The 16,399-nt window shown below is 29.8% G+C and carries 14 protein-coding genes; 3 read left to right on the forward strand and 11 right to left on the reverse strand.

The genetic code is table 11. From position 1 onward, the window contains the following. Window positions 1–226 precede the first annotated feature (226 nt). The 3 genes from dnaJ to ACR0P1_RS05665 all read right to left on the reverse strand — a co-directional run bounded on the left by dnaJ (window position 227) and on the right by ACR0P1_RS05665 (window position 3,965). Window positions 227–1,372, reverse strand: coding sequence for a molecular chaperone DnaJ (gene dnaJ, locus ACR0P1_RS05655; protein ID WP_432645438.1), 1,146 nt, complete (start codon window positions 1,370–1,372; stop codon window positions 227–229). 130 nt (window positions 1,373–1,502) lie between these two features. Continuing rightward, window positions 1,503–3,374, reverse strand: coding sequence for a molecular chaperone DnaK (gene dnaK / locus ACR0P1_RS05660; protein ID WP_432645439.1), 1,872 nt, complete (start codon window positions 3,372–3,374; stop codon window positions 1,503–1,505). 39 nt (window positions 3,375–3,413) lie between these two features. Further along, window positions 3,414–3,965 (reverse strand): nucleotide exchange factor GrpE, encoded by a 552-nt coding sequence (locus tag ACR0P1_RS05665; RefSeq protein WP_432645440.1) that lies wholly within the window; start codon window positions 3,963–3,965, stop codon window positions 3,414–3,416. A 241-nt stretch (window positions 3,966–4,206) separates the two neighbouring features. Here ACR0P1_RS05665 and ACR0P1_RS05670 point away from each other — a divergent pair, with 241 nt between their 5' ends. Then, entirely contained in the window at window positions 4,207–4,773 is a 567-nt protein-coding gene (locus tag ACR0P1_RS05670) for an ArsR/SmtB family transcription factor (RefSeq protein WP_432645441.1), read from the forward strand. Window positions 4,774–4,814: 41 nt separating this feature from the next. Here ACR0P1_RS05670 and hypF read toward each other — a convergent pair whose 3' ends face one another. Beyond that, on the reverse strand, window positions 4,815–7,055 hold the full coding sequence (hypF, locus tag ACR0P1_RS05675; protein WP_432645442.1) for a carbamoyltransferase HypF: 2,241 nt from the start codon (window positions 7,053–7,055) through the stop codon (window positions 4,815–4,817). A 55-nt stretch (window positions 7,056–7,110) separates the two neighbouring features. Here hypF and larB point away from each other — a divergent pair, with 55 nt between their 5' ends. Both larB and ACR0P1_RS05685 read left to right on the forward strand, forming a co-directional pair. Continuing rightward, window positions 7,111–7,872: a nickel pincer cofactor biosynthesis protein LarB gene (gene larB, locus ACR0P1_RS05680; protein WP_432645443.1), complete on the forward strand. Its 762-nt coding sequence runs from the start codon at window positions 7,111–7,113 to the stop codon at window positions 7,870–7,872. Beyond that, the gene (locus ACR0P1_RS05685; RefSeq protein ID WP_432645451.1) at window positions 7,865–8,434 is read left to right on the forward strand and encodes a GNAT family N-acetyltransferase; all 570 of its coding nucleotides are present in this window, start codon (window positions 7,865–7,867) and stop codon (window positions 8,432–8,434) included. The genes larB and ACR0P1_RS05685 overlap by 8 nt, the downstream gene beginning before the upstream one ends. Here ACR0P1_RS05685 and ACR0P1_RS05690 read toward each other — a convergent pair. Genes ACR0P1_RS05690 through gatB form a run of 7 tightly spaced genes read right to left on the reverse strand, consistent with a single transcriptional unit; the run spans window position 8,423 to window position 16,180 of the window. Then, window positions 8,423–10,957 (reverse strand): CDP-glycerol:glycerophosphate glycerophosphotransferase, encoded by a 2,535-nt coding sequence (locus ACR0P1_RS05690; RefSeq protein ID WP_432645444.1) that lies wholly within the window; start codon window positions 10,955–10,957, stop codon window positions 8,423–8,425. The two genes, ACR0P1_RS05685 and ACR0P1_RS05690, sit on opposite strands and share 12 nt — an antisense overlap. Window positions 10,958–10,969: 12 nt before the next feature. Then, the gene (locus tag ACR0P1_RS05695) at window positions 10,970–11,488 is read right to left on the reverse strand and encodes a hypothetical protein (protein ID WP_432645445.1); all 519 of its coding nucleotides are present in this window, start codon (window positions 11,486–11,488) and stop codon (window positions 10,970–10,972) included. 9 nt (window positions 11,489–11,497) lie between these two features. Then, on the reverse strand, window positions 11,498–12,916 hold the full coding sequence (locus tag ACR0P1_RS05700; protein ID WP_432645446.1) for an ABC transporter ATP-binding protein: 1,419 nt from the start codon (window positions 12,914–12,916) through the stop codon (window positions 11,498–11,500). Window positions 12,917–12,924: 8 nt separating this feature from the next. Beyond that, window positions 12,925–13,692, reverse strand: a complete 768-nt coding sequence (locus tag ACR0P1_RS05705) for an ABC transporter permease (protein ID WP_432645447.1) — start codon at window positions 13,690–13,692, stop codon at window positions 12,925–12,927. Between the two features lie 29 nt (window positions 13,693–13,721). Continuing rightward, window positions 13,722–14,009, reverse strand: a complete 288-nt coding sequence (gene hisE / locus ACR0P1_RS05710) for a phosphoribosyl-ATP diphosphatase (RefSeq protein ID WP_432645448.1) — start codon at window positions 14,007–14,009, stop codon at window positions 13,722–13,724. Further along, entirely contained in the window at window positions 14,010–14,816 is an 807-nt protein-coding gene (locus ACR0P1_RS05715) for a CBS domain-containing ParB/RepB/Spo0J family partition protein (protein WP_432645449.1), read from the reverse strand. Between the two features lie 11 nt (window positions 14,817–14,827). Continuing rightward, window positions 14,828–16,180 carry an Asp-tRNA(Asn)/Glu-tRNA(Gln) amidotransferase subunit GatB gene (gatB, locus tag ACR0P1_RS05720; RefSeq protein ID WP_432645450.1) on the reverse strand — a complete coding sequence of 451 codons (1,353 nt, stop codon included), beginning with the start codon at window positions 16,178–16,180 and terminating at the stop codon, window positions 14,828–14,830. Between the last annotated feature and the right edge of the window lie 219 nt (window positions 16,181–16,399).

Genomic DNA, 16,399 nt, shown 5'->3' on the forward strand with positions numbered 1-16,399 from the left:
ATACTTTTTTTATTTTTTCATATATACTCTTGATTTAATATGTCTTATTTTTAAAATATTAATTAATTATTTCACTTATTCAATAAGTTATCCCGAAAATATTTTTAAAAATAGTCTTTTAATTTAACTTATATTTAATTATTTGGTAAGTAAAATTCATTTAGAATTTAAGTAGTTTTTTTTTGAAATTTAATAAAAGTAGATAAAGTAAATTAGTCTAGCTAATTTACTTCATTGCATCTTTGACTCTATCGAAGAGTCCTTTTTCAACATGGTGTATTTCGTCACCGCTTATCTCAGCAAATTTGTTGAGTAATTCTTTTTGTTTTGAATTTAATTTTTTAGGAACAACAACTTTTATTTTTACATAAAGATTTCCTCTGCTGTTGTATCTAAGAGACTTCATTCCTTGTCCTTTTAATTTATAAACTGTTTCACATTGTGTTCCTGGTGTGATTTTAAATTCCATTTTTTTACCGTCAATTGTCGGTATGGTTATTACATCACCAAGTGCTGCTTGTGGGAAACTGATTTGTTGTTCTAAGTATAAGTGTTCACCTTCACGTGTGAATTTTTTGTGTTTTTTAATATGTACTGTAACAATTAAATCTCCTTCCAGGCCTTCTTTTTCACCACAGTTTCCTTCGTTTGATACTCTTAAGTGGTTTCCTTCGTCAACTCCACTAGGAATTTCAATTTTAATTGTTTTTGTTTTTCTTACACTGCCTTTTCCGTGACATTCATCACAAGGATCTGTAATAATCTTACCAGTACCTCCACATTCTCTACATGGTCTTACATTAACCATTTGTCCAAGGAATGTGTTACTAACTTCTTTAATTTGTCCTGTTCCACCACATTTAGTACATGTTTCTGGATTAGAACCTGGTTTAGATTTGGATCCTTTACAAGTAGGGCATAATTCACTTCTAGTAATTTTTATTTCTTTTTCGCATCCCTCGAATGCTTCTTCTAAAGTTATTGGTATTTCTGTGTAGATATCTGAACCTCTTTGAGGGCCACTTCTACCGCCTCTAGAACGTGATCCTCCACCAAAACCAAACATATCAAAAATATTTCCTATGTCGAATCCTTGGAATATATCTTCAAAGTTCACATTTTGGTAGAAATCTTCAGCAGTAAATCCATCCATTCCAGCATGACCGAATTGATCATATCTTTGGCGTTTATCTTCATCAGACAAGACAGCGTAAGCTTCACTTACTTCTTTAAACTTATCTTCTGCATCAGGCATATCACAAACATCTGGATGGTATTTTCTGGCTAATTTACGATAAGCTTTTTTAATTGTCTTTTCATCAGCAGTTTTATCTACTCCAAGAACATCATAATAATCGCGCTTGTCTGCCATTCATTCACCCTATTAAAAATAATTATTAAAAAAATAGATAGAAAAAATAATAGTTTTATCTATTGTTAGTTTATTGTTCTGATTCTGATTTTTATTAACCTAACAATGTAATAAAACTTTATTATTTAATCTAGTCTTTTACTTCATAGTCTGCATCAATTGTGTCATCATCTGCATCTTGAGCACCAGCATTAGCATCAGCACCTGCTTGTTGTTGTGCTTGTGCTTCAGCTTGTGCTTGTTGGTAGATTTTTGCACCAATCTCTTGAACTACACCAGATAATTCATCAGATTTTGCTTTAATGGCATCAACGTCATCGCCAGCTATAAGTTCTCTTAATTCTTTAACAAGATCTTCGATTTTTGTTTTTTCGTCTTCAGATACTTGATCTTTGAGGTCTTCTAAGGTTTTTTCTGAAGTGTAGATTAATGAGTCTGCATTATTTCTGATTTCGATTTCTTCTTGTCTTTTAGCATCAGCTTCTGCATTCATTTCTGCTTCTTTAATTTTTTCTTCAATTTCTTCATCAGATAATTTAGTTGATGAAGTGATAGTAATAGCTTGTTCTTTACCAGTTCCTTTATCTTTAGCAGTTACATTAATAATACCGTTAGCATCAATATCGAATGTTACTTCAATTTGTGGAACACCTCTTGGTGCAGGTGGGATACCTACAAGTTGGAAACGTCCAAGTGAGGTGTTGTCAATTGCCATTTTTCTTTCTCCTTGTAAGACATTAATATCTACAGATGGTTGATTATCTGCAGCTGTGGAGAATATTTGACTTTTTTTAGTAGGAATAGTAGTGTTTCTTTCAATTAAGGTAGTTGATACTCCACCTAAGGTTTCAATACCTAAAGATAATGGAGTTACATCTAAAAGAACGATATCTTTAATTTCTCCAGCTAATACTCCTCCTTGAATAGCAGCACCCATGGATACACATTCCATTGGATCAATACCACGTTCTACTTTTTTGCCTATGAATTTTTCAACGAATTTTTGTACAATTGGCATTCTGGTAGGTCCACCGACTAAGATGATTTTATCAATTTCAGATTTGCTCATTTTAGCGTCGTTTAATGCTTGTTCCATTGGTTTACCAGATTTTTCTACAATACTGTCAACTAATTCTTCTAATTTTGCTCTAGTAAGATCAATGATTAAGTTTTTAGGAGATCCATCAGCACCCATTGCAATGAATGGTAAGTTAACTTGAGTAGTGGTAGTAGTGGATAATTCAATTTTTGCTTTTTCAGCAGCTTCTCTTAATCTTTGTACTGCTTGATCGTTTTCCATTAAATCAATATTTTCTTTAGCTTTGAATTCATCAGCTAAGTATTTGATTAATACATTATCCATATCAGTACCACCAAGTTGAGTATCTCCACTGGTAGCTCTTACTTCAAATACTCCTCCACCGAATTCCATAATGGTTACGTCTAAGGTACCTCCACCTAAATCGTAAACCATAATGTTCATGTCATCTTCGTCAGATTTATCAAGACCATATGCAAGGCTTGCAGCGGTTGGTTCGTTTACGAGTCTTACAACATCAAGTCCAGCAATAGTTCCTGCATCTTTAGTTGCAGTCCTTTGATTGTCATCAAAGTAAGCAGGTACGGTAATTACAGCTTTTTCAATAGGTTCGCCTAAGAATGTTTCTGCATCTTTTTTAATTTTTTGTAAGATAAATGCTGAGATTTCTTGTGGGGAATATTGTTTTCCATTTACTGTAACTTTGTGGTCTGTACCCATACTTCTTTTAATTGCGCTAATAGTGTTTTCTGGATTGGTTACAGCTTGTCTTCTTGCTGGTTCACCTACTAACATTTGACCATCTTCAGTAAATGCAACATAACTTGGGAATGATTTACCATATTGACTTGCTCCTTCTGCTGATGGGATAGGGGTTGGTTTACCTCCTACGAGTACAGATGCAGCGGAGTTACTTGTTCCTAAATCAATTCCAATTATTTTTTCTTTTTTAGTATCAGACATAATTATCACCTAATTTTTTTATAAATAAATTAATAAACATTATTTTTTACAAACAATAACTTTTGAGTATTTGAGGACTTTGTCTTTGTACATATATCCTTTCATTAACTCGTCTATAATATAATTATTTTCAACATCATCGGATTCTTGAACCATCATTGCTTCATGTTTGTTTAAGTCAAATTTTTCTCCTTTTGTAGGAATTTCTTCAATACCTTCTTTTGTTAGAACATCTTTGAATTTATTATATATGAGTTCCACTCCTTCTTTTAAGTTTTCGTCATTTTCGATTTCCAAAGTCCTGCCTAAATCTTCGTAGCAATCAAGAAATTTTGTTATTATATTTTCATTTGCGAATTTAACAAGCTCTTGATTTCTTTTGTCAGTGATTTTTTTGAAATTTTCGAAATCTGCTTGAAGTCTTTGTGAAAGTGAAGTGTATTCTTGAGTTTCTGCTTTTTGTTTTTCAAGATCTTCTTTAACTTCTTTAAGCTCTTCTTCTTTAAGAGCTAATTCTTCAAGAAGTTCATCATATTTTTCTTGAATATCCTGAGTTTCCACTTCAGATTCATTTTTATTTTCATCAGTCATATTTGCACCTTCGAGGTTTTTGAAAAACTTGTGTAATAACTTTTCCTGCGAGAACTTAAACTTTAAGTTCTTTAATATTGGTTTTGGGAATTTATGGACATATAGGAAAATGGTTCATTCATTTGAAGTTATTACATCAAGTTTTTCTGAAACCAAATATTAAAGTAACCAAAAGTTATCTTTCTCATACATTATTATAGTAACAAAAAGTTATATAAAGGTTTCGATATAATGTATAATTATGAGTAGAACTGATGACATTAAAAAAAATCGTAAAAATGTCAATTCTTCTAATGGCCACATAGAAATTAGAGGAAACTATAATGACCAATTAGGAGGTATTGATAAAGAGGACATCCTTGATGTGATGGGTTGTAAGACTAGAAGGGATATTATAAACCTTTTAAGGGAAGAACCTATGTTTGTTAGTGAAATATCAAATGAGTTAGATATTGGTCAAAAAGCAATCATTGCTCATTTACGGGCAATGGAGGATATAGGTATTCTGAACTCTTCCTATAAAAAGATTGTAAGGGGCAGACCACGTAAATACTATGATTTACAAAATGAAGTCAATATTCATATTACAATCAATAGGAATACTTTTGATGTTAACTTGTCTGAGGACATGCTCAATACTTTACAACTCCCATCAGGTGATGAATGGTCTAAATTGTTAGATATTGAAAAAAGAATAGATGATGGACAGCTTGAAGCTATTGAAGAGTTGAAAAATCAAATAAGATTATATGGTAATCTTAAAGAAAGAGCAGAATATATTCTTGAGAGAACTTTAAAAAATAGATAATTTCTGGCTATTAAGATGGTTTATTATTTAAACCATCTGTTTTATAATTTTTTAGCAATTATTGCTTGACCTAATGATACGGATCCATCCCCGGCACAAGTGTTTTTGTGTTGGATAAAATTAAATCCATTGTTTTCTATGTAATTTTTAACGGTGTTTGTGATAGCTTCATTGTAAAATACTCCTCCTGTAGCACCGATTTTATTAATGTTCTTTTTATTCGCAGCATTTATTGCAAGTTCACTTAAACCACGTGCAACAGCATTCTGGCCCGCAGCTGCAACATTCGCTTTTTTCTCACCGTTTTGATATAATCTCACAACTTCTTTTAATATTTCAGTTGTATTTAGAATATTGTTTTCAATAATTATTGGGATTTCTATATTTTTAGTAGCATAATATGCTGCAGATTCAAGTTTCATGGAGCATTCTCCCTCGTATGTGCGTTCATTACATATTTCAAGGGCAACTGCCATTGAATCAAGAATTCTTCCAGTACTTGTTGTCTTACCGACATTTATTCTGGCATTTATCTGTTTGAATATATTTTTTATTTCAATTTCTCCGTATTTGAAGTAATCCGAATAATTTTTGATTAATTCTTCATCGTTCAATATGCTTGCAAGCATCCTGGCAGGATATTTTGTAGCAACATCTCCTCCAGGCATTAATTGAGGTTGTAGGTGTCCTAACCTTTCAAAATTTTTTATATCAGTATAAAGGATTTCACCACCCCAACTTGTTCCATCACTCCCATAACCTACTCCATCAGCTGCAATTACAATCATTTCATTAATTGCACTGTCATTGGCAAGGGCAATAGCATGTGCATGGTGGTGTTGAATCGGAAGCACTTCAGCGTCATATTCTTCAGCAAGTTCATGGGCAAGTCTTGTTGTGAAAAAATGAGGATGCATATCACAAGCAATTATGTCAAATTCATTTATTTTTGTAATCCTCTGCATATTCCTGATTGCTTCTTTTAGGAATTTCAATGTTTTTGGTTTATTTGTATTTCCAATATGTTGGGATGGATAAACGATATTGTCTTTTGCAATTGAGAAGGTAACATCAAGTTCCGGGCCTAATGCAAGTATATTTGACTCGTTCACGTCATAATTTATTGTGTATGGTTCAGGTGTGTATCCACGAGATCTTCTAATAAATGATAATTCATTGTTTCTAAATCGGATTACTGAATCATCACATCTGTTTAAGATTTGACGATTATGAATCAAAGAATAATCATTAACTCCATTGATGATGTCATTGTTTTTAACCATCATTGGCTCTCCAGGGATATTTGCGGAGGTCATGACGTATGTATCGATATTTCCCTCATCAAACAATAAATAATGCATTGGAGAGTAAGGAAGCATCACTCCAATATTGTGAAGTCCTGGGGACAAACTTTCAGGGAACGGATAATTGTCTTTTTTCTTTAAAATGACAATTGGTCTTTTATTTGATGTTATTGTATTGACTTCTTTTTCAGTTAAATGTGCATAATTTTGAAGGCTTTTTAAATCTTTACACATCACTGCAAAAGCTTGATTTGGACGATTAAGACGTTTTCTTAGTTCTTTAATTGCTTCATCGTTGTAAGCATCAACAACAAGATGCGTTCCTCCAATTCCTTTAATTGCTAAAATTTTACCTTCTTTTAATTTATCAGCACCTAATTTTATAGGATTGTTTGTATTTATTTTATTCAAACCTTCATAGATTTCCATTTGAGGTCCACATTCATTGCAGCATATTGCTTCACCATGATAACGTCTATTTAATGGGTCATTGTATTCTATTAAACAGTCATCACATAATGGAAATTCATCCATTGAAGTTTTTATTCTATCATATGGAACACTATTAATTACTGTAAATCTTGGTCCACAATCAGTACATGCATTAAATGCATATTTATAACGCCTATCATTTGGATTACGTATTTCTTCAAGACATTTATCGCATATTGCAATGTCTGGAGGGATTATACTGATTCCTGAATATGAATCTTCACTTTCAATAATTTCAAAATTAGTATAATTTTCTATATCTATAGATTCAACATCCATAGAATTAATTTTGGCTATTGGTGGTAATTCTTTAGGGAGTCTTTCAAGAAATAATTCAGTATTTTCCCCTTCAACAATGATTTCAACAACATTTCCAAGGTTTCTAACATATCCCTTAAGATTTAACTCAACTGCTAATCTATAAATATATGGTCTAAATCCTACGCCTTGTACTGTTCCCTGTGTTAAAATCTTTAATGCATTCATTAAATTATAATATTGTAAGTTAAATTTTATATAATTTTATCTTAATATTATAACTATGAAAAAGATTCTTGAAAGGTTACTCAATGGTGAAATTAGTATTGATGATGCAGAAAAGTTGATTAATGCAGATAATATTCTAGAACTTAATGAAATTGTTAAATTTGATACAAAAAGAAAGGATAGAACTGGATTTCCAGAAGCTGTTTTTGCACAAAGTAAATCATATGAGGACTTACTTTTAATCATTGAAAAATATATGGAATCAGATAATAATGATTTAATTCTTACTAGATTATCTAATGAGAGATATGAAAATATTTTAAATAAGTTTAGTGATAGTCCTTTTATTTTTGAATATAATAAACGTGCTCAAATTTTAATTATAAGAAAAGAGCATGTTGATATACAACGAATCGCAAAAATTGGTATTATGACTGCTGGAACTTCAGATATTAATGTTGCTGAAGAAGCTCGTGTAATTGTGGAGGAAGGCGGTTGTGAAGCTATTACATCATATGATGTTGGTGTAGCTGGGATTCACAGGTTATTTCCTCAAATTGCTAAGATGGTTGAGGAATGTGTTCGTGCAATCATTGTCTGTGCTGGGATGGAAGGAGCTCTTCCTTCTGTTGTTGCAGGTCTTGTGGATGTTCCAGTTATTGCAGTTCCCACTTCTGTGGGGTATGGTGTTGGAGAAGGTGGAAGGGTGGCTCTTGATGCAATGCTCCAATCATGTGCTCCGGGAATTGCGGTTGTAAATATTGATAATGGTTTTGGTGCAGGTGTATTTGCACTTACTATTGTAAATGGTGATTAACTTGAAATATGAAAATTTTGATCCCAAAATTCATGACACATATAAAACTGCTGAATTAGTTTATGATGTTGATTTTAGAACTTTTGATTTATTATTCAAAACTCCACAAAAAGCTATTGCAAAAATTGAGAAAGATTTAAAAAAACATGAAGTAGATGATACTTTTAAGGTAATTTTAAATGATGAAATGCAAGTAATTGGTGTTTTAATGATGTATATCTCTGAAAAACCATTTGATTTAAGGTTAAAATCATTAAAATTACTCATTGTGGATATATTGGATTATTTTGTATTGTGTGATGTTAAAAAAGACGATTTATATCTTGCTGAACTTGCTATTGATAAGTCTTTAAGAGGTCAAGGGATAGGTCGTAAAGTTATAATGGATGTTATTGATTATGCTCGCTCTGAAAAATTAAATCGCATTACTCTTGATGCTGATTTTAGAAATGTAGGAGCTAGAAAACTTTATGAAAGAATTGGTTTTTCTATTTTCAATAAAAAAAGAGTTAAAATCGGAAGCTTCGAGAGAGGAATGTATAATATGGAACTAATCCTTTAATTTAATTTCTTTAATCCTATTATAAACTCTTTTGCAATTGTTTTTATCAGTAAATTTAAAAGTATTTTTAATTCTATTGCAATATTTTTCTTTAGGTCTACAGTCATTTTTAATGTACTTAATAATCAAGTCAACTAATTCATCTTCTTTTTTAACAACCTCTCCAAAACCCATTTCTTCATAATCAAAATAACTTTTTTCTAAATCAAAATGATAATCGTTACTATATTGGTAATATATGACTGGTTTGTAGAGATATGCAAAATCAAATGCTACTGATGAATAATCTGTAATTAGTAAAGATCCGTTGTTGAATAATTCGTGATATTTTGATTCACCATAATCAATTTCAACATAATCATTTTTATCAAACAAATCGATAAAATTATAAACATTAGGATGAGGTTTAAAGATTATTTTATAGTTATTTTGACGAGCCACTTCAATTAAGTGTTCATTATTTATTAGTGAGTTAATTTTTCTGAAAAATTCGTTTTCTTTAATATATTCCTGTGACTTGTGCTCTAAATCCCGTCTCCAAGAAGGCATAATAAGAATTTCTTTTTTATTTTCCTTATTTTTAAGATTATCAAATCTAGGTAATCCTAATAATTGAACAACATTATTATCATAGTTATATGGATTTTTTAATATTGATTCATATTCGGGGATAGTTGATGCTAAGAATAATGATAAATTCATGTTTGATTTATTCACCCAATAGGATATATCATCTTTTATGACTCCATGCTGTAGAAACATTGTGTTTGATTTTAAAAGGCCTGCAAAGAATGGATAACCTCCCCAAAAGGGATAGATAATTCCATTATCTGGATGGGATGTGATAATATTTTCAGCAAACATTCCTAAGAATCTATGTTTAAGGGATTTATACTCAATAACTTTGCCTATCTTTTTTATATCATTGATTTCTTTATTTTTTGAGTTTATAATGAAGTATTTATTAATATGATCATCTTGCTGGACAGCATATTTAAACAAAGCTAATCCATTGTCATCTGCTTCATTTGGGCGGTCCATAAAAAACCATATCTCTTTATCTTTTAAAAATGGATAGCTAATCATATAAGCTATTCTAAATGGAACTACTTTTATAAATCCAGGGTCATGATTTTTAAACATACTAATTAAACTTTTTAATTCCTGTTTAATCCATTTTAATGTTGTTTTTTTCTCGATAGAAATTTTATCATCTTTAAGAATGCTCAAATAGTGCCTAGTTTTTGCATAGCCAACACTTTTTGAGAAGTTACATGGTCTTGAAAAATCAATATGTAATAGTTTATCTTCTTGTTTAAATTCAATTGTGAAGTTTTTATTTGTTTTAATTGGAATGGTACATTCTATTGAATAATCATGTAATAAATTATAACCTAAACTAGGAGCATATTTGTGTGGAAATGTTAATTCTTTAGTTTCTATTCTTTCGTTATTGACTAAAATATCAATATTTTTTGGTGTTATACTCATTATGTTTGCTAATATATGGAGTTCATTGTCAATAATGTCATATATATCAATAAAAATAGTATTTAAATTTAATTTTTCTTTCAATTCTTCGCTTAAGTTATTATTGTATTTTAATAAGAATGTTGTAATTGTGAGTTCATTTCCAAGTAATCTATTTTTCAAAAGCACATTATCTTCTATATGCATTATATTCTCAATTAAATTGGTTAAATCAATTTTTGCTTCTGTTTTATTTATAGACAATAATATTCTTAAATGATTTATAAAATTAAATTGGATAAATTCAGGTATCTCTGAAAATTTATTAAAACATTTATTTTTTATATGATTAAAATTGTATTGGATAAATTTTTCATATTTTTCTGTGGGATAAACTGTAGTATTTGAAATACGGAGTTTTTCTTCAATATTACTTATAAAATATGATCCTTCACTACAAATACCCAAATATGGATTATTAATTAGTATTTCACTAAAAAAAGTTATGTTTTCATTGGTTGTATCTAAAAACTCAATATCTCCAATAGATTCTTTTTTAAAAAATGTAGATGGTCCTAACAATTGTGAATATTGAGGATGTTCAAGCAGATTAATTTTTTTATTATTTTTAATTTTATAATTAATATAATGCTTTTTTCTATTATTTTCATAATAAAAAATAGGAATTAATGCTAAATCAAGGTCGTTGTTAATATTAATAAAGTCTAAAAGATTAGATAATGCATCTTTTGATAAATAATTATGCGGTTCTAAAAAAGCAATGAAGTTCCCACGAGCATTTTTAATTGCTATATTTTTTGCTTTGGAGGAATTAAGTATGTTTAGTTGTATGTAATATATGTTTTTAGGGTATTTTGAAGCATACTCTTGGCAGATATCTTGAGTTTTATCTGTACTGTTGCTATCTACAATAATTATTTCAGTATTATCTTCAAAATCGATTGTTTGATTAAGTATGGATTCAATTGATTTTTCTATTCCCAATTCTGAATTATGAGTGGGTATTATAATTGAAAATTCAATTTCATCCATTGTTTCACGTTTTTAATCTTGAGATTGTTTAAAGTCAGGGGTCATATGTGTAATCACATAATCTAAATTTTCATTTAATTTAGTACTATTATTATAATTTTCTAATTTAATTAAGAATGTGTGATTACAAGTAAATACATAAACATCACACAAATCGGAATTATTTTCTTTTGTAATGTTTTGATAGTCAATTTTGTATGCAGTAATATTATCAATATTTAATGTTGAATTAGTAATACGATTTATATCAGGATTTTTACTTAAATCTATTAATTTCTCTTTAAAGTTATCTAATGCGGAATCTCCTTTACTTAAATCTTTAATAGTGATTTTTTCATTTGTATTTTTATTAAGTAATGTACTATATCTATTTTCTCTATTTTCAATTGAGAATTCATCTGGGAGTGACACAACAGTCTTATTTACAACGGTAATTGCATTTCCAACTGTGGATGATGTTTCAATAACATAAAATAGACAACAACATCCTACAATTAAAAATATTAATATTAGTATCCATTTTTTATTCATTTTAATCCCTTACTTCTTAGCACTTTTAACATAAGCGTCACAAACTTTTCTAGCTGGACCTTCCATGTAGACACGACCATTTTCAATCCAGATACATCTATCACAAATGTTTTTTATTTGATTTATAGAATGAGATACAAGAAGTACTGTAACACCTTCTTTCATCATTGATTTAATCTTCTGGGAACTTTTTTTTCTAAATTTAATATCTCCAACAGCTAGAATTTCATCAATAATTAAAATTTCTGGATTTACAAGTGTAGCAATTGAAAAACCTAATTTTGCTCTCATACCTTTTGAATAATTTTTAACTGGATAGTTTATATGTTCTCCAAGTTCAGAAAATTCAACTATTTCATCATATTTTTCTTTGATAAAATCTTCTTCCATACTTAAAAGAGCCCCATTTAAAAAGATATTATTCTTCCCAGAATAATTTTTATCAAATCCAGCACTTAATTCAAGTAATGGTGCAATTTTACCATGGATTTTTATTTCTCCTTCACTAGGTTCGTAGATACCTGCTATTATTCTTAGAAGAGTACTTTTCCCTGCACCGTTAAATCCTAGAATACCCACTCTTTCTCCTTTGTAAATGTTAAATGAGACATCATCAAGTATTCTAACTTTTTCATGCTCTTTTTTTGTTCTTTTAAGAGTTCGAATAATATATTCTTTTAAAGTATCTATTTTATCCTTTGAAACTTTAAATTCCATTGCAAGATGTTTAACTTCAATCATTACTTCACGATCGATGTTCCTAGTTTTAACATTTATTTTTGATGTTTTAGAAATGGAATCGAAATTTTTCTTGCCTTCAAATATGGTTTCAATAGAGTATTGACCTTCCTCTAATTCTAAATCAATACTAGCAAATCCTTCTCCATCAGTTATTTTTTTATATGTTTCATTATTAAAATTAAATAGGATGGTTTCACCAATTAGAGGATTATTTTCGCTATCAAGTAATCTAGCACAGTAATGGGGTTCATCTTTTGAATAAATATTTATATCTGGAGCATATAATTTTACTTTTTCAGATTCTTCTTCAACATCATTATCTGGATGTATTAATTTAGCAATTGTACAAGGACAATATTCTTCATCTGATGGATAGTATACTTTTATTTCGTTTCTATTTTCTTGGGGTATGACTTTAATGAATGCATATCCATTTTCATCAGTTATTCTATTATAACATTTTTTATTAATGTCTAATGTTATTCTCTTTTTCACAATGGGGTTGTTAGATTCATCTAATAATCGCACACGGTATTTTTTTTCATTACTCATTACAAAATCCGGTGCATAGATTTTAACATTTTTAAATCTACTTTTTTGAAATTTAGCATCAAGAGGAAGTTTTTTATGTTCTTCTTGTTTAGTATTTTTATTGACTAAATTTTTTATTTTTTTAATTAAACTCATAGTATCCCCTATATTTCTAATACTAATCTCTTTTCATAAATCTTAAAGAGACATATTCCGATTCCTAATGTAGTAATTGAAAACACGGCTAAGTATGTTAATGTGGATATATTTGGGAAAATTCCATAACTTATACAATCCCTAAAACAAGAAATTGCGGAATAGACTGGGTTTAATGTAAATATCCTCTGCACTACTGCTGGAACAATTTCCATAGGATAGAATAATGCAGATGAATACATCAATATTAGAGTAAATACATTGTATAAATGCCCAATATCTGAGAAATAAGTGTTACATACAGCCAATATTAATCCAACTCCAAATATTAAACAAACTAAGAAAAACATTGGAATTATGGATAGGATTATAGTCCAATTGAATGTAGCTCCAGTAATAATCATTACAATGAATAAAATTATAAAGGATATTAAGAAATTAACAAATTCATAGCATATTGTACTTACTGAAAACATATATTTTGGTACATAAATCTTTTTTAATAGGTTAGCATTTCTTTTTATGGATCTCATAGCACCTTTTGTTCCATTGTTAAAAAAATCAAATATGATTCTCCCAGTTAAAAAATAAACGGGATAATTTTCAATTTGACGTCCGAATAACATTGAAAAAATTGCTGTAAATACTAACATTATTAAAAGAGGATTGAAAAAACTCCAAAGTATTCCCAGTACAGAATCTTTATATTTTGAAGTTAAATCTTTTTTAACTAATTCCTTTAATAAAAATTTCTTTTCTGTGATTGTATCAAACATATTTCAACCCTCATTGGAAGTAATATTGTTTATTTTCTTCTTCTTGCAAATTCATTAAACACATCATCAAGGTTTACACCTTTGTATGCAAGGAGCAATAATGTGTGAAAAATTAAGTCAACTGATTCATAAACTAAATTTTCATCATTTTTAGAAGCAATTAATACTTCACCAGCTTCTTCAGCTATCTTTTCAAGTATTTTATCTTCTGCTTTTTTATCACTATCTTGCATAATTTTTGAGGTATATGAATCAATAGGATTGTCACGGCGTGATTCTAAAACTTCATATACTTCTCTTATAATATTATCATTCATCTAATCATCACTTTTACGTTCTTGGTCTTGAAGGCTTTCTGTAAGCGCTATAAGTGGATGTTTGTCATCATCGATAATTTCAATATCTGCAAATGTTTTTATTCCTGCTTTATCAGCAGTCTTTTCCATACCTAATTTTATATCTTTTTCTAAATCAATAACATATGAATCTACTGTTTCATAACCTTGTTGTGATGAAGCTACTGCTCTGTGATGTCCATCGACTAGAATCCATCTGTCTCCAGTTTTTACAACAATTGCAGGTTCTGCCAATCCTCTTTTTAATTCATAAGTCCTTCCTTCAAGTTCATCTGCATAAACTCTATCTTGTGTTGGGCGTAATTTATTAGTTTCAACGGGCATGTGTCTTAAAGTAGCTTTGATGTCATATAATTGTTCTAAAGTTTTTTTGAAATATTCAACTTTGTTTGGTGTTGATCTTTCGATATGTGACCTAACCATGTCAGTATTTGTTATAATTCCAACAAGTTTCTTATCATCATCAACTACAGGCATTCTAGAGATTCCTCTCCTAAACATAACTCTAGATGCATCATTAATTGATAATCCTGGGTTAGCAACAACTAATTCAGTGCTCATTAACCCCTCAACTGTATCTGCCCATTCTTTAGATACGACATCAAATGCAGTTACCATTCCAACAACCTTATCATTCACGACAACAGGATAACTGTTATGCCGACTTGTTCTCATTAATTCAATAATTTTTTCAGTAGGAGTATTTGGGGAAACACAAATAACATTTTTTGTCATGTAATCTTTAACTAAAGATTTTTTTTCCACCATATTTTTCCTCCTTATTCTATGTTTTCTTTTAATAATTTGACGGTTTCTGCAGGGTCTGCTTTTCCACGTGTTAGTTTCATTACTTGACCCATTAAAAAGTTAATTGAAGCTTTTTGACCAGCTAGATAATCTTCAACGGCTTTTGGATTTTCTTCAATTGCTTGTTTTACAGCAGAAAGTACTTCATCATCTTTTATAACACCAAGTAATCCTAGTTCTTTAGCAATAGCTTTAGGTGATTTTTCATTGTTTGGCATGTTTTCAATGATTTTTTTAGCTGCTTTTTGTGTAATTTCTTTTGATTGAATCATGTTTAAAAATTCAATTAAATTTTCAACAGTAATGCCACTATCAGCAAAATCTAATTTGTTATAAGATAAGACCCTTTTGAGTTCATCTCTCATCCATTTGGATGCAAATATCGGTTCAATTTCTTTTACAACTTCTTCGTATGCAATAGCTAAATCAAGTTCTGAAGTTAAGACTTTTGCAGATTCTGAATCAATACCATAATCCTCAACAAATCTTTTTACTTTGTTGTGAGGTGCTTCAGGCATTGTATCTAATATTCTTTGAATGGTTTCATCAGAGATTTGCATAGGTGGCAAATCAGGATCTGTGATAAATCTATAATCGTCAGCGTCTTCTTTCATCCTCATTCCGACGGTAATCATTTGGGATTCTAAGTAAGCACGTGTTTCTTGTTTAACTTCAACTCCTCTTTTCATAAGGTTTTTTTGTCTTACAAGTTCAAATTTTAATGCTTTATAAGCTCCTTTAATTGAGTTAACGTTTTTCATTTCTACTCTGTTTCCACCATTGATGGAGATGTTTACGTCTGCTCTCATGGTTCCTTCACCACGGGCTCCTCCACTATATTGTAAAACACGAATTAATTCTTTTAAGAAGTTCCTTGCTTCTTCAGGAGATTTTATATCTGGTTCAGTAACAATTTCAACTAATGGAATTCCTGAACGATTGAAGTTAACAATACCTCTGTCCGGTTTGTATTGGCCAGGATCTTCTTCTGCGTGAATTTCTCTAATTCTAATTCCATTTAATTCACCGTTAATTCCAATTGGAACAGAAGTTCTTTGATAACCTGAAGATAAGTCAGGGTAATCGTAATGTTTTCTCATAAAATAGATTACATCTTGATCAATTTCACAGTTAAGCATTAAAGCAATCATTAATGCATTTTCTAATGCTTTTATGTTGGTTGGGTGTGGTTTTGCTCCCGGTTGGTTAAGACAAACTGGGCAGATGTTTGCATTTGCCGGTGCGTCCTGATAATTTGTAGGACAATCACAGAATAATTTTGATTCAGTTTCTAGTTGTACGTGGATTTCAAGTCCACACATCATATCGACATCATCGCTAATAATAATTCCTCCACTAAATAATTTATATTATAATTATATTTAATAAATTAGATTTATAAAGGTTATTACGAATAGCATTGACTCTTTCAAAAACTTTGTTGATTTGAAATTTTTTGATGAAATTGGTTTGGAATTTTTAATTTTATCTAAAAATAGTTAAATTTAATAAATAAGTGGAGTAAAAGTTTTTATCATGCTAAA

This window comes from Methanobrevibacter sp. (assembly GCF_050872065.1).
In the GTDB taxonomy this organism is placed as follows: domain Archaea; phylum Methanobacteriota; class Methanobacteria; order Methanobacteriales; family Methanobacteriaceae; genus Methanocatella.